Source organism: Marinobacter shengliensis (genome assembly GCF_003007715.1).
Classification (GTDB): Bacteria; Pseudomonadota; Gammaproteobacteria; order Pseudomonadales; family Oleiphilaceae; genus Marinobacter; species Marinobacter shengliensis.
The window spans coordinates 15,092-32,374 of sequence record NZ_PXNO01000020.1 but is presented as its reverse complement, the minus strand read 5'-3'; the positions used below and the strand labels follow the sequence as shown (position 1 = coordinate 32,374).

Sequence of the window (17,283 nt, the reverse complement as noted above, 5' to 3'; positions counted from 1 at the left end):
GCGGAGCAGGCTTTCCGGGAATCTTGGAGGCCATGGATGGCCGGAACGAAGCGCACACGGACGTGCTTGTAGCGTTTCCCGGAAAGCCTGCTCCGCCGGCTGGCCGTGCACCAAAACCGAAAGCCAGCCCTGCCAGCAGGCCAGGCACCAAAAGCCACAACTCAGGAGTTTATAGGCCTCTGATGCCGCAAAAGATGGTTTTCCAGTTTGCGGAAAACGAACACCAGCATAAACGTCAAAGCCATGTAGCAAAGCGCCACAAAAATAAACGCCTCAAAAGGAGCATAAAACCGCGAATAAATGTTCCGCGCCGCCCCCGTCAAATCCACAATCGTCACCACACTGGCAATCGCACTCGCATGAAGCATAAAAATCACCTCATTCGAGTAAGCCTGCACCGCCCGCCGCGCCGCATTGGGCAGAATAATCCGCCGCATTCGCAACAGCCAGTTCATGCCATAGGCCTTGGCCGCCTCAATCTCGCCATTGGGCGTCGCCACAATCGCCCCCCGGATAATCTCCGTGGTATAGGCCGCCGTATTCAACGTAAAGGCCAACAGGGCAGGGTAGAAAGGCTCCCGGAAAATGGTCCACCAGAAGGTCTCGTGAATGCCCGGAATCTGCGCCACGCCGTAATAGATAATGTATAGCTGAATCAGCAGCGGCGTGCCCCGGAACAAATAGGCGTACAGCCAGATTGGACCAGACACAAACGGATTGCGCACCGTACGCAGAATCGCCAGGGGAACTGCAACCACCAGGCCAATCACCAGCGACAGAAACACCAGCTGCACGGTGGTCACCATGCCATCCCAGTATTCCATCATGGTCATGGCATTGAAGATATCGTTCGTGTTCAACCATTCGGCAATGAAATCAGGCATCCTCAATTCCCCCGAACCACGCCGACATTGGCCCGCTTGTCGAGCCACTTGATGAACAACTCAGAGCCCGCCGTCAGTGCCAGATAAACCGCCGCCACCGGGATAAAGAAGTGGAACGGCATACGCTCAGCCTTGGCGGCTTCTTCCGCCACCCGCACCATATCGGTCAGGCCGATGATCGACACCAGAGCAGTGGTCTTCAGCAGCACCTGCCAGTTATTGCCGATACCAGGCAGGGCATGGCGCAGCATCTGCGGGATCATCACCCGCCGGAAGGTGTGCCAGCGGGAAAAGCCGTAGGCCTTGGCGGCCTCGATCTGGCCGGTATCCACCGCCAGAAAAGCGCCCCGGAAGGTTTCCGTCATATAGGCACCAAAGATCAGCCCGATGGTCACCACGCCAGAGATGAACGGATCGAACTGGAAGAAAAAGTCGATTTGCCGGGTTTCCCATAAATAATCGGATAGCGCGTTCACCGCCACCTGGCCGCCATAGTAGAACAACAGCATCATCACCAGATCGGGCACGCCGCGAATCAGGGTGGTGTAAGCGGTTGCCACGCCGGTCAGTACCCGGTTGCCAGAGAGTTTGGCCGAGGCGCCAAGCAACCCCAGAGTGACTGCGAGAGCGAGCGAGAGGAAGGCCAGCTCAATGGTGACCACCGCCCCCTCTGCGAGGGCCGGGCCGTAGCCTTTCAGATCAAGCATGGGAAGTTCCGGAAAGCGGGGAGCAGCCAACAGGCTGCTCCCGGGGTCTTTTTAAATCTTGATGTCGTAGCTGAAGTACTTCTCCATGATGGCATCATAAGTACCATCTTCTTTCAGCTTCTTGAGCGCGGCATTGATATCTTCGGCCAGCTGGGTGTCACGCTTGCGCATGGCAACGCCCACACCGTCACCGAGTTTTACTGACTCGCCGACTTCCTTGTAACCTTCGCGGTTAAGGATGGTTTGCTCGCCCACCGGGTAGTCCACAAAGACCGCGTCCAGACGCTGGCCTTCCAGGTCCAGAACCATGTCTTCAGCGGTGGTGTAACGCTTGATGGAAACCACGCCGCCCATGTTTTCGGTTACGTAGGTGTCCATGGTGGTGCCACGCTGTACACCGATGTTCTTGCCCTTCATGGCGTCCATGTCGGTTACGTCGGTGTTGAACGATTCAGGGCCGAACCAGCCGCCTGGAGTGATGTAGTACGGCTCGGAGAACAGTACACGCTCGGCGCGCTCAGGGGTGATTGACATGGATGACATGATCAGGTCGAACTTACGGGCCAGCAGGCCCGGGATCATGCCGTCCCACGCCTGGATGACGAACTCACAGTTGGCGTTCAGTTCTTCACACATGGCGGTAGCCAGTTCCACTTCGAAACCGGTCAGCTCGCCGTTCTCGTCGCGGTATTCGAACGGCTCGTAGGGGATATCGAATGCGATGCGCAGGTTCCGGTCCTGAGCCTGAGCGGTGCCGGCGATCATGGCCAGGGCACAGCTTGCTGCAACAATCAGTTTTTTCATGTGTCACTTCTCCAGTAAGTTGCCGTTATGGCTTTATTCTTTATGGAAGTTTCTATTCCGTTTCCGGTTTCAAGATAGCACCGGAGTTCAGAACTTGGGAGCAAGAAATTGCTTCATGCGTTCGGATTCCGGGTGGTCGAAGACCTTGTCCGGTGAACCCTGCTCCTCAATCACGCCCTGATGCAAGAACAGGACCTGAGTTGACACATCCCTTGCAAACGCCATCTCGTGGGTGACCACAATCATGGTGCGGCCTTCCTCGGCCAGACTCTGCATAACCTTCAAAACTTCACCCACCAGCTCCGGGTCCAGCGCCGAGGTGGGCTCATCAAACAACATCACCTCCGGCTCCATGGCCAGGGCGCGGGCGATGGCTGCGCGCTGCTGCTGGCCGCCGGACATCTGGGCCGGGTAGTAATCCTTGCGTTCGTAGATGCCCACCTTGTTAAGGTAGGCCTCGGCCCGCTCGATGGCTTCTTTTTTCGGGATTTTGAGAACGTTGATCGGCGCTTCAATAATATTCTCCAGCACCGTCATGTGGGACCATAGATTGAAGCTCTGAAAAACCATGGACAGCCGCGCCCGGATCAGCTCCACCTGGCGATTGTCTGCCGGAATTCGCTCGCCCTTGCGGTTGTTTTTGAACCGGATTGGGTCACCGTGCACGATAATGTCGCCGGATGTCGGGGTTTCGAGCAGGTTGATGCAACGCAGGAAGGTACTCTTGCCAGAGCCTGAACTGCCGATCAGCGAGACCACGTCGCCTTTGCGGGTTTCCAGAGAAATGCCCTTGAGGACTTCGAGTTTGTCAAAGGTCTTGTGGATGTCCCTGCAAATCAGAGGCGCTGATTCCGCCATGGGGTGACTCCTGGGGCTGTCATACAAAGGCGCATGTTTTACGGACTGTTGCCGTGGAAATCAATACCGCTTTGTTGGATTTTGGTGAAAATCGAAGCACTTGCCTGTTGGTCATTCTGGCCTAATCAATGATCAATGCAAACAATTTTACACCTCACGGTGAGCCTGAATCGTTCAGCAGATCGGCGAGATCTTCCGGGGCGGGGATGCGCAGCAATTCATCGCCTTCTTTCTCCATTTCTTTCATGGTTTGCCGCACAAAACGAACGTGGGCGGTGGCCACTTTGCGTGCCTGGTCAGGTTTGCCGGCCATAATGGCTTCGTAAAGTTGGCGATGCTGCCCCATGATTTTCCGGCGCATGTCTTCTTTCGGGTTCAGGTTAGAAACCGAGGCCTGAACGGTCAGCAGCATCATGTTTTTCAAGCCGCTCAGGATGTGCACCAGGATCGGGTTGTGGGAGGCCTCCACAATGGCATGGTGAAAGCCGTGGTCCGGTCGGGCGTTGCTCAGCGGGTCTGTGCTTTCCAGCGCGCGGAACGCCCGGGTAAGCCGGTGCCGGTCCAGATTGGTGGCCCGCTGTGCCGCCAGAAAAGCGGCCTGGCCTTCCAGTTGCTCCCGCACTTCCAGCAGGTCATAGAGGGTGCGGGTATGGCCCTGATAGAGGTACATCAACGGGCTGTTCGCGCCCTGTGCGCCGGACTCCGGCACGATGCTGGCAACAAACGAGCCCTTTCCGTGGCGGGTTTCAATGACGCCCCGGGCCTGCAGCTCATGCAGTGCCTCGCGCACCACCGATCGGGATACCCCAAGTTTGGTTGAGAGCTGCCGTTCCGACGGGATCTTCTGCCCTGGCGCCAGGCCGCCTTCCAGAATCAGGTGCTCAAGCTTGTAGGAAATTTCTTTGGATATGCCCATGATCTTATTGCTGGTCTGACCAGTTTAGGGTTGTACGGATCCGTTTTTGCTGAGGCTGCCTGTACCGCCAAACTTCATGAATGGCGGGAGGTTACGAATTATTCCATGTTTCGGGATTTAACAAACTGGTAGGACCAGTTGCTAAAACGATAGACGATCTCTGCGCTGATGGCGAGTATTCTGAGGTTTGTAGATTCTGAAATTGTACGTCAGCGAGGTTGAAGCCATGTTAACCATCCATCGCCTGGATCTTGAAGATGCCCGGCTCCTGATCAAAGGCGCTAGCGAAAAGGCCCGCGACATCGGTGTTCCCATGTGTATAGCGGTGGTGGACGAATCCGGCAACCTGGTGGCGTTTGAACGCATGGACGGTGGCAAAACCACCAGTGTCATTATCGCCCAGGACAAAGCCTTTACGGCCGCCGCCGCCCGCAAAGCCACCCACGAATACAACGCGGTCAACGTGCCGGGCAATCTGGCCTTCGGTATTCATACCGAAGTGGGTGGCCGTTTAAGCACGGTGGGCGGGGGCTTGCCAGTGCTGGTGAATGGAGAGGTGGTTGGCGGGATTGGTCTGAGTTCAGGCACCCCGCAACAGGACATGGATTGTGCCCAGGCGGGTATCGACTACTTTGAACAACAGCGCCAATAACAATCAGAGAACGTTATGACAACCACATCACATGCCACCAAATCGGGGTTAACTAAAACGGAATTGGCTGAACAGTTCCGGGCCTTTATCGACCCGGAGTTTGTCATTACCGATGACGAAACCCTCAAACCCTATGAGTGCGATGGCCTGGCCATGTACCGGGAAATGCCCATGCTGGTGGTGCTGCCAGAGACCGTACAGCAGGTGCAGCGGGTCATGCGAATCTGCCACGAACAGGGCGTGCCCGTGGTGGCCCGCGGCGCCGGTACCGGTTTGTGCGCAGGAGCCATGCCCCACAAAGAGGGCGTGGTGCTGTCTCTGGCCAAGTTTAACCGTATTCTGGAAATTGACCCGCTGGCCCGGACGGCCCGGCTGCAACCGGGCGTGCGGAACCTGGCCATCAGCGAAGAGGCCGCCCATTTCGGCCTGTATTATGGGCCGGACCCGTCATCCCAGATTGCCTGCACCATTGGCGGTAATGTGGCGGAGAACTCTGGCGGCGTGCACTGCCTGAAGTACGGGCTGACCGTCCATAACCTGCTGAGTGTCGAAATCGTCACGGCCGAAGGTGACCGGGTAACAGTGGGCAGCGACGGGCTCGATAGCTGTGGTATGGACTTGCTGGCACTGCTGACCGGCTCCGAAGGGCTTCTGGGTGTGGTCACGGAGGTGAAGGTCAAACTGTTACCCAAGCCGGAAGTGGCGCAGGTGATCATGGCCGGTTTCGACAGTGTTGAGAAAGCTGGCGATGCGGTCGGTGGTGTCATCGCCCATGGCATCATTCCCGGTGGTCTGGAAATGATGGATGGCCACGCCATTATTGCCGCTGATGATTTTTGCCAGGCGGGCTACCCGAGAGACGCCAAGGCCTTGCTGCTGTGCGAGGTGGATGGCACCGAAGAAGAAGTGCACGAACACATTGCCGAGGCAGAAGCGGTGTTCCGGAAACTGGGCGCCACGTCTATCCGCACGTCCTCCAGCGAGGCGGAGCGTGCGCTGTTGTGGAAAGGCCGTAAATCGGCGTTTCCGGCGGTTGGTCGAATCTCGCCTGACTATTACTGTATGGACGGCACCATTCCGCGCCGACACCTGGCCAAGGTGCTTCTGGAAATGGAGAGCATGTCCGAGCGGTTTGGCCTGCGGGTGGCCAATGTGTTCCACGCCGGCGACGGCAACTTGCACCCGTTGATTCTGTTTGATGCCAATGTGCCCGGTGAGTTCGAGAGTGCCGAGGCTTTCGGCAGCGCCATCCTGTCTCTGTGTGTGGAAGTGGGCGGCTGCATAACCGGCGAACATGGCGTGGGTGTGGAGAAAATCCGCCAGATGGCCGTGCAGTTCAACGACGAAGAATTGCAGCAGTTCCACGATGTAAAAGCCGCCTTCGACCCCACCGGCATCCTGAATCCGGGCAAGGGCGTGCCGACGCTGCGGTTCTGCCAGGAATATCGCTCTATCGAACATAAGCAACACAACCACGAACAGGCGGGTGCCAGCCATGGCTGATCAGATTCAACAACTGCAGGAGCAGGTGCTTCAGGCCCGGCAGAACGGAAACAAGCTGAATATTGTTGGCGGTGGCAGCAAGGCGTTCATGGGCCGTGAGCCAAGCGCAGACGCCGACACCCTGAGCCTGGCCGGCCACACGGGCATTGTGGAGTATCACCCGGTTGAGCTGGTGCTGACGGTGCGGGCCGGCACACCCCTTAAAGATATTGAAGAAGCGCTGGCGGCAGAAGGCCAATGTCTGCACTTTGAACCGCCTCGTTTCACTGAGTCTTCCACCATTGGCGGCACGCTGGCCTGTAACCTGTCTGGCCCCGCCCGCCCCTGGACAGGATCGGTGAGGGATCAGGTGCTGGGTATTCGGCTGCTGAATGGCAAAGGTGAACACCTCCGTTTTGGTGGCCAGGTGATGAAGAACGTGGCCGGGTACGATGTGTCCCGGTTACAGGCTGGCGCCATGGGTACCCTGGGCGTGATCACCGAGATCAGCCTGAAAGTGATGCCGAAACCGGCGGCTTCCGTCACCCTGGTTCAGGATATGGCCATGGGTGAGGTGATCGACTACATGAACCGCCGGGCCGGTGAGCCCAAGCCCATCACCGGCGCCTGCTGGGTGGATGGCAAGGTGTACCTGCGTTTGTCTGGCGCACGTTCGGCTGTAGAGGCCACCGCCGACAAATGGTCTGGCGATGTATTGGACGAAGGTGACCGCTTCTGGCAGCAGATCCGGGATATGCAGCATGGGTTCTTCTCCGATGCCGAGGCACCCCTCTGGCGCTTTTCAGTGGGATCAACCGCGCCCGCCGCTGATCTGCCCGGCCCCTGGCTGATGGAATGGGTGGGTGGCCAGCGCTGGTATCGGGGTGACGCCTCGCTTGCCGACATGGAAAAGCTGGCGCGGTCAGCGGGTGGCCAGGTCAGCCTGTTCCGCGGCGGCGACCGCCAGGGCGAGGTGATGCAATCGCCACCAGAAGCGCTGAAAACCATCCAGCGCGGTGTAAAAAACTCGTTTGACCCCGACGGCCTGTTTAATCCTGGCCGCCTTTATAGTTGGTTGTAATCATGCAAACGAATCTGGTTCAGCAATTTGCCAATACATCCGAAGGCCAGGAGGCGGAAGAGATCCTCCGGGCCTGTGTGCACTGCGGTTTCTGCACCGCAACCTGCCCCACCTATCAGGAACTGAACGACGAGCGAGACGGTCCCCGTGGCCGGATCTATCTGATGAAGATGTTTCTGGAAGGCGGGGAAGTGACAGAGAAGACCCGGGAGCACCTGGACCGCTGCCTGACCTGCCGCAGCTGCGAGACGACGTGCCCCTCAGGTGTCCAGTATGGTCGTCTGGTGGATATCAGCCGTGGCTTGCTGGAAGAGGAGCTGCCCCGCAAGCCGAAAGAAAAGTGGCTGCGCTGGGCGCTCACCCGGGTGTTACCCCATCGCCGGTTGTTCGGCTTGCTGCTGAGGGCCGGGCAGGCATTCCGGCCGATGCTGCCGGAAAAGCTCCGTGCCAAGGTGCCGCCGCGCCGGCAGGCCAGCCCCTGGCCAGCTTCAAACCACAACCGCATTGTGCTGGGGCTTGCCGGATGCGTGCAGCCTTCGGCGGCCCCCAACACCAATGCGGCGACAGCCCGGGTACTGGATAAACTGGGCATTACCCTGGTGGAAGCGCCCCAGGCTGGCTGTTGCGGTGCGGTCAATTATCACCTCTCCGAGCACGAGCGTGGCCTGGAACAGATGCGCCGGAACATTGATGCCTGGTGGCCGGCCATTGAGGCGGGAGCGGAAGCCATCGTAATGACAGCGTCCGGCTGCGGAGCCATGGTACAGGATTACGGCCATCTGCTCAGGGACGACCCGGTCTATGCCAACAAGGCCCGGAAAGTGAGCGAACTGTGCACCGATCTGGGCGCCTTCATGCTGAAGGAGGATCTGGAGCCCCTGAAAGCCAGTGCCCAGGCGGGTAAAGTGGCCTTCCATTGCCCGTGTACCCTGCAACACGCCATGAAACAGAACGGTGTGGTGGAGCAGGTGCTGACCCGTGCCGGCATTGACCTGGCCGCTACCAAAGACAAGCACCTGTGCTGTGGCTCGGCGGGAACCTATTCAATCACCCAGCCGGAGATGAGCCAGAAGCTGCTGAGTAACAAGCTGGAAGCGTTGACCATTGATGATCCGGTGCGGATTGTAACCGCCAATATCGGTTGCCAGCTGCATCTGGAGTCCCGCTCAGACGTGCCCGTTCAGCATTGGATCGAGCTGCTGGACCGGTGACACGGTTCCTGCAAAACCGCTCGTCATCGGTTATAGTCTGACCCGGTGCCAGGTTTCTGCCTGGCACCGGTATACTCGGACAACACCCACTTCACAGGATGTGAACCCATGCCAAGGATCAAGGCCCTGCCGTTTTGCCTATGTCTTTTTCTCTCGCTGCCGGCTCAGGCGGAAATCTATCGTTGGACCGATGCCAACGGCTCCATTCACTTTTCCGATACGCCGCCGATGCTGGACGAGCACCATCGGGTGCAGGTGCGGCCTACCACCACGATGCCCATGGCAGAGAATATCCGGCAGTCTGACCGGGTAACCCGGAACCGCAAAGAGCTGGACCAGCTACTCTCGCCTAACAGCAAGAATCGTTACGCCAAATCTCAGCAGGCGGAGGAAGCTCGTACCCGGCAGTGCGAGCAGTACCGCAAGCAACTGGACCGTTTGCAGGCGAGACTTCGCGCCGGTTACGGCAACGATCGGGGCAACAGTCTCCGGCAGCGGCGCCGGGAACTGAGCCAGACCTATAGCCATGAGTGTGTGCTGAATTAAGCGGCTTTCGGAAAGCGCTGATTGCCAGGCGGCCATAAATATTGTTAGCTATCTACCTTGTCTCTGGAGGTAGATCTTGTCGCATTTTCAGCTTGCACTTCTGCTTGGTATGACTGTCGCACTTGGGCCCCTGGCCCTGGATGCCTACCTGCCCGCGTTCCCGGCCATTGCCCGGGATTTTGCCATTCCCCATGCCGATGTAGGCCTAACGCTGAGCGCCTATGTGGCAACTCTGGGCATGGCCCAATTGGTGGGCGGGCCGTTGTCTGACCGTTATGGCCGCCGCAACATCCTGTTTATCGGACTGGCGGTGTTTGCTCTGGCCAGCCTGATGATAGCGCTGGCGGATAACCTGTCCAGCATGATTGCCTGGCGGGTGGTCCAGGGTATTGGCGGCGCATTCTGTGCGGTGTCGGTGCCCGCTATCGTGAGGGACCAGGTGGGTGGCCAGGAAGCAGCCAGACTGTTCGGATTGATCGGGCTGATCATGTTTATTGCCCCTGCGGCGGCTCCGTCTCTTGGCGCCCTGATGCTTGCGCTGGGTGACTGGCACTGGATCTACGTATTTCTGGCGGCCTACGCGTTCTTCCTGGCCGTGGTCCTGCAACTGGCTTTGTTTCCCCGGCTCAAACCCCGGCCACGGGCAACCACGCCGGTCAAAACCCTGGTGACCAACTATGTGCTGGTGCTCAAGCATCGCACGACCATGCGTTTTGTCGGTATCCAGGTGATGTGTTTCAGCAGCATGATGCTGTTTATCACCCATTCTTCGTTTATCTATCAGGAGTGGTTCGGGCTGTCGAACAGCACGTTCTCCGTTCTTTTTGCCGCCAATATCGGAGTGATGGCAGCGCTCAACCTGATTAACCGGCCTCTGCTGCGCACCTTTTCTTCCGTGGTGCTGTTAATGGTGCAGGTCATCATCCAGTTCGTGATGCTGGTGGGTCTGGTGTCAGTGGTGTTGCTGGATGGGCCCTTGTGGGCGGTAGCCGGATTTATTATCGCGGCGGTAGGTTGCCAGGGTGGGATTGTGCCGAACAATATGGCCAACGCCCTTGAATTCTTTCCCCACATGGGGGGGACGGCCGCGGCCATGCTGGGGGCGTCCCAGTTCACTCTGGCCGGTGCGATCAGTGCCTTGTCATCGGCCTTTGGTGGCGAGGCTCTGCTGCCTATTACCCTGAGTATGCTGGCCTGTTCGGTGGGTGCGGTTTTGTTGTCATTAGGAGCGCCGGCAGCCGTAGCCCGGGAAAAGGCCGCAGAACAAGCGGCCTGAGCATCAGGCGGGCTGGCGGTTGTTGCGCCTGACATTGACCAGCAGCGGGCTGCCTGTGGCCGGGTCGTGTAGCAACTCGCAGCTCACGCCGTAGAGTTCCTGAACCAGCTCCGGCGAGACAATCTCTGCCGGGCTGCCCTCCTCGATAATCTTGCCGTCTTTCATGGCGACCATGTGGTCGGCATAACGACAGGCACTGGCCAGGTCATGGACCACCATGGCGATGGTTTTACCCTGCTCCCTCAGGTTCCGGATAAGCTCGAACACTTCAATCTGGTGCCCCAGATCCAGTGCCGAGGTGGGTTCGTCCAGCAGCAGAAGCGGCGTTTGCTGGGCTACCGCCATGGCAATCCAGGCTCGTTGGCGCTGGCCTCCAGAGAGGGTGTCCAGCGCCCGGTTGACCAGGCCCTTTACGTCAGCCGCCTGCACCGCCCGGTCAAAGGCTTGCTGATCTTCCTGTGACCACTGCTTCATCCAACCCTGGTGAGGCTGGCGGCCAAAGCGCACCAGATCTCCGACGGTCAGGCCTTCTGGCGCGGTATTCTCCTGGGGCAGCAGGGCCAGTTTGCGGGCAACGTCTTTCGAGGGGAGCCGGTGAATGTCTTTGCCGTCCAGCAGTACCGCGCCGGCCGCCGGGGCGTGGATTCGGGCCAGGCCGTTAAGCAGGGTGGATTTACCGCAGCCATTCGGGCCGACAATGGCAGTGACTCTGGCGGATGGCAGCGTCAGGCTCAGATTCTCCGCCACGGTAAAACGCCGGTGCGCCAGGGTTATCCGGTCGGCGGCCAGGGTGGCCGTGTTGGAATGGCTCATGTCAGGCTCCGTGTTGAAGGTCTCAGCAGAATCCAGAGAAGGTAAGGGCTGCCGACAATGGCGGTAATAATGCCCACCGGAATCTCCAGGGGCGAGAACAGCGTTCGGCCAAGCAAGTCGGCGATCACCATAAAAGCGGCTCCGGCCAGGGCGGCAGCCGTCAGTGGGATCCTGCCTGGCCGGCAAACGGTGCGGGCCAGTTCCGGTGCTAACAGTGCCACCAGGCCAACCGGACCGCACACCGACACGGCCAGCCCGGTCAGCAAGACCGACAGGCCCAGGCCAACTACTCGGGTGCGGCGCAGGCGGGTGCCCAGGGCAATGGCGACGGGGTCTGAGAACTGAAGGGTGTTCAGTGCACGGACAATGGCCACCGTTACCAGGCAACTGGCGGCCAGCCCCAGGGCCAGAACCTGAACACTGGCACCGGAGCGGGCATTCAGGCTGCCCACCGTCCAGGGGTAGGCGGCATTGGCGTCGTCTATGGCTACCTGGCTGAGCATGACCTGGGTGACGGCGCCGGCAATGGCGCCGATGCCGAGGCCGGCGACAATAAAGCGATAGCCCCGGGTGCCATTGGCCCCGGCCAGGCCAAAAGCCAGGGCGGTGGCAGTGGCGGCGCCAACCAATGCCATGGCAGAAGGCGCGATCGCTATGCCGGTACCCACCACGGATGCCACAGCAAAGGCGGTGGCTGCATTGTCGATACCAATGATGCCGGGCGTGGCCAACCGGTTGCGAGCCAGGGTTTGCATCAGGCAGCCAGCCAGGGCCAGTGCTGCGCCACTGAGCATGCCCGCCACAACTCGGCTCAACCTCAGTTCGTTAATCACAAAGGCCGCCGTAGGATCTTCGGTGGTGCCGATCAGAGCGCGGATGACTTCAGCCGGCGCAATCTGCACCGTACCCATGGACAGCGAAATAATCACAGCCGCGGCGACCAGCAACAGAAGAACGGCGTTGGCAACCAACGTGCGGGAGTCGGGCATGGTGAGCGCGTGTCTGTGCATCACAGTGAAGGCATCCGGCCGGCGCGAACAATCGCCAGCAGCACCGGGGCGCCGATCAGGGCGGTAACCACACCCAGAGGCATTTCCGCCGGTGCCGCCATCAAACGGGATGCTACATCGGCTGCCAGCACCACAGCGGGGCCGATGGGCAGGCACAGCCACAGGGTTTTTCGGATGTCGGGCCCGGAAAAGGCGCGGGCGATAAACGGCACCACCAGGCCGACAAAGATCAGCGGCCCGGCCAGAGCCGTGGCAGCGCCGACCAGCAGGGCAACGGTAACGGTGATCAAAAAACGGATGCGGCCGGGATGGTGGCCAAGCCCTACGGCTGCACGTTCACCCAGTGCCATGGCAGCCAGCGGTCTGGCCACCACGACGACCAGCGTCAGTGCAATGATCAGAGAGGGCAGGGTAGCCTGAAAGGTTGCCAGGGATTTGCCGGCAACGCTGCCGGTAATCCAGAAGCGGATTTCGTCTGCTGCCCGTTGATCCATCAGCATCAGCATGGAGGTGAGTGCCAGCAACAAGCCGCTCAGGGTTGCCCCTGCCAGTACCAGCCGAACCGGATCGTTGCCCAGCCCCTGCACACGGGTGGCGGCAATCACCAGAGAGCAACCTGCAAGTGCACCGACCTGGGCAATCAGGGTAGTGAGTGTGGCCGTGCTGGCGCCGAACAGGATGGCAACGGCCACGGCAAATCCCGCACCGGCGCTGACGCCAAGCAGCCCCGGTTCGGCCAGGGGGTTACGGGTCATGGCTTGTAGCAGGGCACCGGCAATGCCCAGAGCCAGGCCGGTGGCCAGGCCAATCAGGGTTCGCGGCAGGCGCAGTTCACGGATGACAAACCAGGCCTCATCAGAACCCGTGCCAGCCAGTGCAGCGAGAGCCTTCCGAGGGGTTACCGGGCCGGCGCCGTAAATCAGGCTGCCAATGATTACCAGCAACAGAAAAAGCCCTGCCGCAACCAGCGGCAGGAATAAGGAGCGAGACGCAACAACGTTTCGCGGGTTTGCCGGGGCAGTCAGCGGGGCGTTCACGGTGCAAGCGTGGCCAGCGCCGCCTCAATATCGTCAAGAATGGCTTTGGCGGCCAAGGGGCCGCTGGCGCTGCTCCAGAGCTGACCGTTAACGGCGACCACCTGGTTCTGGCCGCTGGCTTTCAGGCGGCTGAAGGCCGGTGTCTGGCGGGCGGCTTCCAGTGCCTGCTGGCCATCGGCATTCAGGGTGGCCAGGAACACCCAGTTCTGATCCATGCGGGCCAGATTTTCCAGGCTCAGGGGTTGGCTGTGGGGGCGGCCGTCGCTCACCAGGCCGTTATCGGTTACCTCAAAACCGACCGCCTGCAGGAGCGTGGCGGAAAACAGCCCCTCTGCCATCACCAGCGGGCCTTGCGGCATCCAGCGCACAAGCGTGGCATCCCGTTGATCCTCCGGTACCGTTCTTTCTACCAGAGCGGCGACTTCGGCAATGCGGGCTTTGACGTCTTCAATGGCGTTTTCAGCGGCTTCCTCGCGCCCCAGTGCCCGGCCAAATAGCCGGGTTTCCTGTTCCCAGCTGTCTGCCTGGAACATAGGAACGTTCGATACCACCACCGGGGCAATTCGGGACAGCAGTTGATACTGCTGCTGGTTGGTTTGCGCGGGCGCCAGGATGATATCCGGCCGGGCTGCAATCACGGCTTCAATATTCGTTTCCGCCGGGGCGCCCACGATGGCAATGTCACCGGCCCGTGGCTTGATGTATTCGGCCACGTCATTGCCGCCTCGGGTGATCACAGCGCCTACTGCATTGGCGCCTACCGCCAGGGCAGGGTCCAGAGCACCTTCGTAAAGTGTGACCGCTCTCTGAGGTTGACCGTCGATGGTGACTGCGCCATAGGCCGTGTCCACGCTGCGCGACTCTGCGTTGGCCGGGCCCAGGGCCAGGGCGCCAAGTATGGCGATTGCAGCTGTGAGACGGCGTTTCATCGGCGGGTGTTGGCTCATTGTGCTGCGGCTCCGGACAAAAGATAGTTTGCAAAGCAAGCTGGAAATTAATGATAATGGTTCGCATTACATTTTTAAAGTGATAAATTGGGACGGTAGGTTTCAGAATGTGGAACGAGAAGATGTACGATCTCTCAGAGCTGGAAGCATTTGTCTCAGTGGTGCGAACAGGCAGCCTGACGGCCAGTACCAGAGACCTGGGGCTGCCGAAATCAACGCTCAGCCGGAAAGTTCGCCAGCTGGAACAAGCCGTAGGGCAGCCACTGTTGCTGAGGCAGTCCCGGCGCATTGTGCCTAACGAGGCGGGGCGCGTGTTCTACCGTTACAGCGTTGAGATTCTTGAATTGGTGTCCCAGGGCCGGGAGGCGCTGGATGAATTGAAGGAGGATGTCAGCGGAACACTGGAGCTCCGGTGCCATGAAGCTTTTGTGCGTGGTTGGTTTTCCGGTGTGGTGCGATCGTTTCTCGAACAGCATGGCGATGTGCGGGTGGCTATTGGTACCCAGCAGACGGTTCCCGGTGAGCTGGAAGATGGCGTTTGTTTATGGCTCGGAGAGGTTGGAGAAACCACCCTGAGACAGGAGCATTTGGGGAGCCTTAGCCAGGGTATCTATGGCAGCCCGGACTATTTCGAGCGGTTTGGCGTGCCGGCGTCTCCCGGCGAGCTTGATGGCCACCAGTGGGTTGACCTGCTTGGAGGCACTGGGCCGGGTCTGGTTTTGCGTCATCCCAAGCTGGGAACCTACCCACTCGCCATGCCTGTACGGACGTTTACCGTTGATCAGTCGTGTGTTCAGGGCGATGCCATAGCGGCTGGCCGAGGCCTGGGGTTGATTCCTCACTGGTTGGCCGAGCGCCGGCTGGAAGCTCACCCGGGGCAATTCAGATTGTGCCTGCCTGAGTGGCGAGGGCCGGTGCTGCCAGTCACCCTGCTGTATCCTCACGGTCATTTGCCCAGAAGGGTGAGGGCGTTCATGGCTCACCTGCGAGCAAACGTGCCGGATGAATGGCTCCGGGAGTTGGAAATCGCCCATAATGTGCCGCTATGAAACTTATCCTGAGCCGCAAAGGCTTCGACAGTTCTGCCGGTGGTTGCCCGAACCCTGTGTTTCCGGACGGACGTGCTCTGGCACTTCCGATACCGGATGATCAGTCGCCTATCCGGTATAGCCAGATTCAGCACGATGGCCAAAGCATTGGCCCCCTGGTATCCCAGCTAACCGGCCGCTCTGGCTTCTCTCGAACAGGCGCCCACCTGGACCCGGATCTGATCGAGGGTGCCTATTCCCGGCTGCCAGGCTGGCGCCCGGTACTCGGTCAGCACGGCTCGGCCCAGGCTCATCTGGCCAACCACGGTGTGGGGCCCGGCGATCTGTTTCTGTTCTTTGCTTTGTTCCGGCAGGTGGAGCGGTATCGCCGGCGCTGGCGCTTTGTGCCGCAAAGCCGGCCGTTTCACGCCATTTGGGGCTGGTTGCAGGTGGGGCAAGTCTGGCCAGTTTACGAGGCGGCGCCCATGCCGGAATGGGCGGCCTACCACCCGCATCTGCACGGCACACGATCCGCTCACAACTGCCTGTATGTCAGTGGTGACAGACTGCAGATTCCTGGTCTGAATGGGGACTTGCCCGCCGCCGGGGTGGTGACTGTTCCATCGGATCAGCATCGATTGACGGCGGCGGGAGCGGCAAACGTGACTGACTGGCGGTTGCCGGCGGCTTTCATGCCAGGAGCCGATAGCGTGCCGCTGAGCTATCACCAAAAACCGGAGCGCTGGCGCCCGGATGGCTCCCCGGAATACTGTCGCCTCAAAAGTGCGGCACGGGGGCAGGAGTTTGTGTTGGACCTGGAACAGTATCCGGGAGTCAGTAAATGGTTGCTGACCCCGGGATTGTTGTCTTAGAAGGCGGTGGTTAACAGATAGAACGTGTAACCAATAAAGACCGCCAGCAATCCGCCCCCTTCCAGCCGGTTGATGCGCCCGGGGCCCCGAAAGCCGTAACCAAGTACGAACAGGGCAAGGGTGAGGCCTACCATCACGGGAATGTCGCGCATCAATACCTCGTCCGCTACTGCCATGGGTGCGATGGAACCTGCAATGCCCACCACCGCCAGAGTGTTGAACAGGTTGGAGCCCAGAATGTTACCCAGTGCCAGGTCGTGCTCACCTTTGCGGGCCGCAATGATGGAGGAAGCGAGTTCCGGTAGCGACGTGCCGATCGCAACAATGGTCAGGCCAATGACCAGGTCACTGACGCCGAAGCGGGTAGCCAGGTCGACGGCTCCCCAGACCAGGATGCGGGAACTGATAATCAGCAGGAGAAGCCCCACCACCAGCCAGATAATTGCCTTGCGAATGGGCATGGGATGAGCGGCAAGCTCGGCATCCATTTCAGTGGCGAAGGCATCATCGTTTTTTCTCATGCCAGACCAGATGCTCCAGCCCAGCAACAGCGCAAACAGCACCAGCAGGCCGGCTGCATCCAGCCGGCTGAGTTCACCATCAAACAGCAGCCAGGCCGCCGCAAGGGTAACAAGAGCCAGAATTGGCAATTCCTTGCGCATGACCTGAGAGTGCACGGCGATGGGCGCAAGCAATGCAGTAATCCCCAGTATCAGGGCGATGTTGGTGATATTGGAGCCATAAGCGTTACCCAACGCCAGCCCCGGATTTCCCTGGCTTGCAGCCAAGGCTGAAACCACCATTTCAGGTGCAGACGTACCAAAGCCAACTACCACCATACCAATCAATAGAGGCGGCATGCCGAAATGACCAGCCGTCGCAGCCGAGCCTTCCACAAAACGATCCGCGCTCCAGACCAGAAGGGCGAGACCGGCAAGAATGGCGAGAGAAGCAGTCAGCACGTTAGTGGCTCCCTGGTTAATGTCGGAGTATTTGACGGCAATCGCGGTGGCCGCACAATTACACAGAATTACCTATGAGCAAAAGGTCTTTCCAGGACGCCTGGCGCTGTCAGGGCCGCTGCGACCAGAAATGTGAGCCACACCGTGAGTGTCATTGCTTACGCTCTTGGAATTTGGGGACGTGATATAATAGTAAA

The 17,283-nt window shown here is 59.6% G+C and carries 18 protein-coding genes; 8 read left to right on the top strand and 10 right to left on the bottom strand.

Features of this window, described 5'->3' with window-relative positions; all coding sequences use genetic code 11:
* Window positions 1-161: 161 nt before the first annotated feature.
* From C7H10_RS05780 to C7H10_RS05760, 5 genes are all read right to left on the bottom strand, one after another.
* Window positions 162-884: an ABC transporter permease gene (locus C7H10_RS05780; RefSeq protein WP_106694116.1), complete on the bottom strand. Its 723-nt coding sequence runs from the start codon at window positions 882-884 to the stop codon at window positions 162-164.
* A gap of 2 nt (window positions 885-886) precedes the next feature.
* Window positions 887-1,591 (bottom strand): ABC transporter permease, encoded by a 705-nt coding sequence (locus C7H10_RS05775; protein ID WP_106694115.1) that lies wholly within the window; start codon window positions 1,589-1,591, stop codon window positions 887-889.
* Between the two features lie 51 nt (window positions 1,592-1,642).
* Window positions 1,643-2,395 carry a transporter substrate-binding domain-containing protein gene (locus C7H10_RS05770; RefSeq protein ID WP_106694114.1) on the bottom strand — a complete coding sequence of 251 codons (753 nt, stop codon included), beginning with the start codon at window positions 2,393-2,395 and terminating at the stop codon, window positions 1,643-1,645.
* Between the two features lie 87 nt (window positions 2,396-2,482).
* Window positions 2,483-3,253, bottom strand: coding sequence for an ABC transporter ATP-binding protein (locus C7H10_RS05765; RefSeq protein WP_061330594.1), 771 nt, complete (start codon window positions 3,251-3,253; stop codon window positions 2,483-2,485).
* Window positions 3,254-3,407: 154 nt separating this feature from the next.
* Window positions 3,408-4,169, bottom strand: a complete 762-nt coding sequence (locus C7H10_RS05760; protein ID WP_061330932.1) for an FCD domain-containing protein — start codon at window positions 4,167-4,169, stop codon at window positions 3,408-3,410.
* Between the two features lie 226 nt (window positions 4,170-4,395).
* Between C7H10_RS05760 and C7H10_RS05755 the strand changes: the two genes are divergently transcribed.
* The 6 genes from C7H10_RS05755 to C7H10_RS05730 all read left to right on the top strand — a co-directional run bounded on the left by C7H10_RS05755 (window position 4,396) and on the right by C7H10_RS05730 (window position 10,417).
* The gene (locus tag C7H10_RS05755) at window positions 4,396-4,821 is read left to right on the top strand and encodes a GlcG/HbpS family heme-binding protein (protein WP_106694113.1); all 426 of its coding nucleotides are present in this window, start codon (window positions 4,396-4,398) and stop codon (window positions 4,819-4,821) included.
* A 15-nt stretch (window positions 4,822-4,836) separates the two neighbouring features.
* A complete protein-coding gene (locus tag C7H10_RS05750) occupies window positions 4,837-6,324 on the top strand; it encodes an FAD-linked oxidase C-terminal domain-containing protein (RefSeq protein WP_106694112.1) in 1,488 nt (495 codons plus the stop codon).
* Window positions 6,317-7,384 carry a glycolate oxidase subunit GlcE gene (gene glcE, locus C7H10_RS05745; RefSeq protein ID WP_106694111.1) on the top strand — a complete coding sequence of 356 codons (1,068 nt, stop codon included), beginning with the start codon at window positions 6,317-6,319 and terminating at the stop codon, window positions 7,382-7,384. The genes C7H10_RS05750 and glcE overlap by 8 nt, the downstream gene beginning before the upstream one ends.
* Window positions 7,385-7,386: 2 nt before the next feature.
* Entirely contained in the window at window positions 7,387-8,595 is a 1,209-nt protein-coding gene (gene glcF, locus C7H10_RS05740; protein WP_106694110.1) for a glycolate oxidase subunit GlcF, read from the top strand.
* 108 nt (window positions 8,596-8,703) lie between these two features.
* A complete protein-coding gene (locus tag C7H10_RS05735; RefSeq protein WP_208622803.1) occupies window positions 8,704-9,141 on the top strand; it encodes a DUF4124 domain-containing protein in 438 nt (145 codons plus the stop codon).
* 76 nt (window positions 9,142-9,217) lie between these two features.
* Window positions 9,218-10,417: a multidrug effflux MFS transporter gene (locus tag C7H10_RS05730; protein ID WP_106694109.1), complete on the top strand. Its 1,200-nt coding sequence runs from the start codon at window positions 9,218-9,220 to the stop codon at window positions 10,415-10,417.
* A 3-nt stretch (window positions 10,418-10,420) separates the two neighbouring features.
* Here the strand turns inward: C7H10_RS05730 and C7H10_RS05725 are convergent, their stop codons facing one another.
* From C7H10_RS05725 to C7H10_RS05710, 4 genes are all read right to left on the bottom strand, one after another.
* Window positions 10,421-11,230 carry an ABC transporter ATP-binding protein gene (locus tag C7H10_RS05725; RefSeq protein ID WP_106694108.1) on the bottom strand — a complete coding sequence of 270 codons (810 nt, stop codon included), beginning with the start codon at window positions 11,228-11,230 and terminating at the stop codon, window positions 10,421-10,423.
* Window positions 11,227-12,240: a FecCD family ABC transporter permease gene (locus tag C7H10_RS05720; RefSeq protein ID WP_244178196.1), complete on the bottom strand. Its 1,014-nt coding sequence runs from the start codon at window positions 12,238-12,240 to the stop codon at window positions 11,227-11,229. Before C7H10_RS05720 ends, C7H10_RS05725 begins: the two co-directional genes overlap by 4 nt.
* Window positions 12,240-13,184: a FecCD family ABC transporter permease gene (locus C7H10_RS05715; RefSeq protein WP_244178194.1), complete on the bottom strand. Its 945-nt coding sequence runs from the start codon at window positions 13,182-13,184 to the stop codon at window positions 12,240-12,242. Before C7H10_RS05715 ends, C7H10_RS05720 begins: the two co-directional genes overlap by 1 nt.
* An 89-nt stretch (window positions 13,185-13,273) precedes the next feature.
* Window positions 13,274-14,224 carry an ABC transporter substrate-binding protein gene (locus tag C7H10_RS05710; protein WP_167392880.1) on the bottom strand — a complete coding sequence of 317 codons (951 nt, stop codon included), beginning with the start codon at window positions 14,222-14,224 and terminating at the stop codon, window positions 13,274-13,276.
* A gap of 122 nt (window positions 14,225-14,346) precedes the next feature.
* Here C7H10_RS05710 and C7H10_RS05705 point away from each other — a divergent pair, with 122 nt between their 5' ends.
* Both C7H10_RS05705 and C7H10_RS05700 read left to right on the top strand, forming a co-directional pair.
* Window positions 14,347-15,273 carry a LysR family transcriptional regulator gene (locus C7H10_RS05705; protein ID WP_106694159.1) on the top strand — a complete coding sequence of 309 codons (927 nt, stop codon included), beginning with the start codon at window positions 14,347-14,349 and terminating at the stop codon, window positions 15,271-15,273.
* The gene (locus tag C7H10_RS05700) at window positions 15,270-16,124 is read left to right on the top strand and encodes an Nmad3 family putative nucleotide modification protein (RefSeq protein ID WP_106694107.1); all 855 of its coding nucleotides are present in this window, start codon (window positions 15,270-15,272) and stop codon (window positions 16,122-16,124) included. Before C7H10_RS05705 ends, C7H10_RS05700 begins: the two co-directional genes overlap by 4 nt.
* On the opposite strand, the gene C7H10_RS05695 is transcribed toward C7H10_RS05700, so the two are convergent.
* Window positions 16,121-17,086 (bottom strand): calcium/sodium antiporter, encoded by a 966-nt coding sequence (locus C7H10_RS05695; RefSeq protein ID WP_106694106.1) that lies wholly within the window; start codon window positions 17,084-17,086, stop codon window positions 16,121-16,123. The genes C7H10_RS05700 and C7H10_RS05695 overlap by 4 nt on opposite strands.
* Window positions 17,087-17,283: the final 197 nt, after the last annotated feature.

What these genes read in the sequence shown, in the direction of transcription:
- C7H10_RS05780 (WP_106694116.1), bottom strand. Translation starts at nt 884, where the DNA reads ATGCCTGATTTCATTGCCGAATGGTTGAACACGAACGATATCTTCAAT.
- C7H10_RS05775 (WP_106694115.1), bottom strand. Translation starts at nt 1,591, where the DNA reads ATGCTTGATCTGAAAGGCTACGGCCCGGCCCTCGCAGAGGGGGCGGTG.
- C7H10_RS05770 (WP_106694114.1), bottom strand. Translation starts at nt 2,395, where the DNA reads ATGAAAAAACTGATTGTTGCAGCAAGCTGTGCCCTGGCCATGATCGCC.
- C7H10_RS05765 (WP_061330594.1), bottom strand. Translation starts at nt 3,253, where the DNA reads ATGGCGGAATCAGCGCCTCTGATTTGCAGGGACATCCACAAGACCTTT.
- C7H10_RS05760 (WP_061330932.1), bottom strand. Translation starts at nt 4,169, where the DNA reads ATGGGCATATCCAAAGAAATTTCCTACAAGCTTGAGCACCTGATTCTG.
- C7H10_RS05755 (WP_106694113.1), top strand. Translation starts at nt 4,396, where the DNA reads ATGTTAACCATCCATCGCCTGGATCTTGAAGATGCCCGGCTCCTGATC.
- C7H10_RS05750 (WP_106694112.1), top strand. Translation starts at nt 4,837, where the DNA reads ATGACAACCACATCACATGCCACCAAATCGGGGTTAACTAAAACGGAA.
- glcE (WP_106694111.1), top strand. Translation starts at nt 6,317, where the DNA reads ATGGCTGATCAGATTCAACAACTGCAGGAGCAGGTGCTTCAGGCCCGG.
- glcF (WP_106694110.1), top strand. Translation starts at nt 7,387, where the DNA reads ATGCAAACGAATCTGGTTCAGCAATTTGCCAATACATCCGAAGGCCAG.
- C7H10_RS05735 (WP_208622803.1), top strand. Translation starts at nt 8,704, where the DNA reads ATGCCAAGGATCAAGGCCCTGCCGTTTTGCCTATGTCTTTTTCTCTCG.
- C7H10_RS05725 (WP_106694108.1), bottom strand. Translation starts at nt 11,230, where the DNA reads ATGAGCCATTCCAACACGGCCACCCTGGCCGCCGACCGGATAACCCTG.
- C7H10_RS05720 (WP_244178196.1), bottom strand. Translation starts at nt 12,240, where the DNA reads ATGCACAGACACGCGCTCACCATGCCCGACTCCCGCACGTTGGTTGCC.
- C7H10_RS05710 (WP_167392880.1), bottom strand. Translation starts at nt 14,224, where the DNA reads ATGAGCCAACACCCGCCGATGAAACGCCGTCTCACAGCTGCAATCGCC.
- C7H10_RS05705 (WP_106694159.1), top strand. Translation starts at nt 14,347, where the DNA reads ATGTACGATCTCTCAGAGCTGGAAGCATTTGTCTCAGTGGTGCGAACA.
- C7H10_RS05700 (WP_106694107.1), top strand. Translation starts at nt 15,270, where the DNA reads ATGAAACTTATCCTGAGCCGCAAAGGCTTCGACAGTTCTGCCGGTGGT.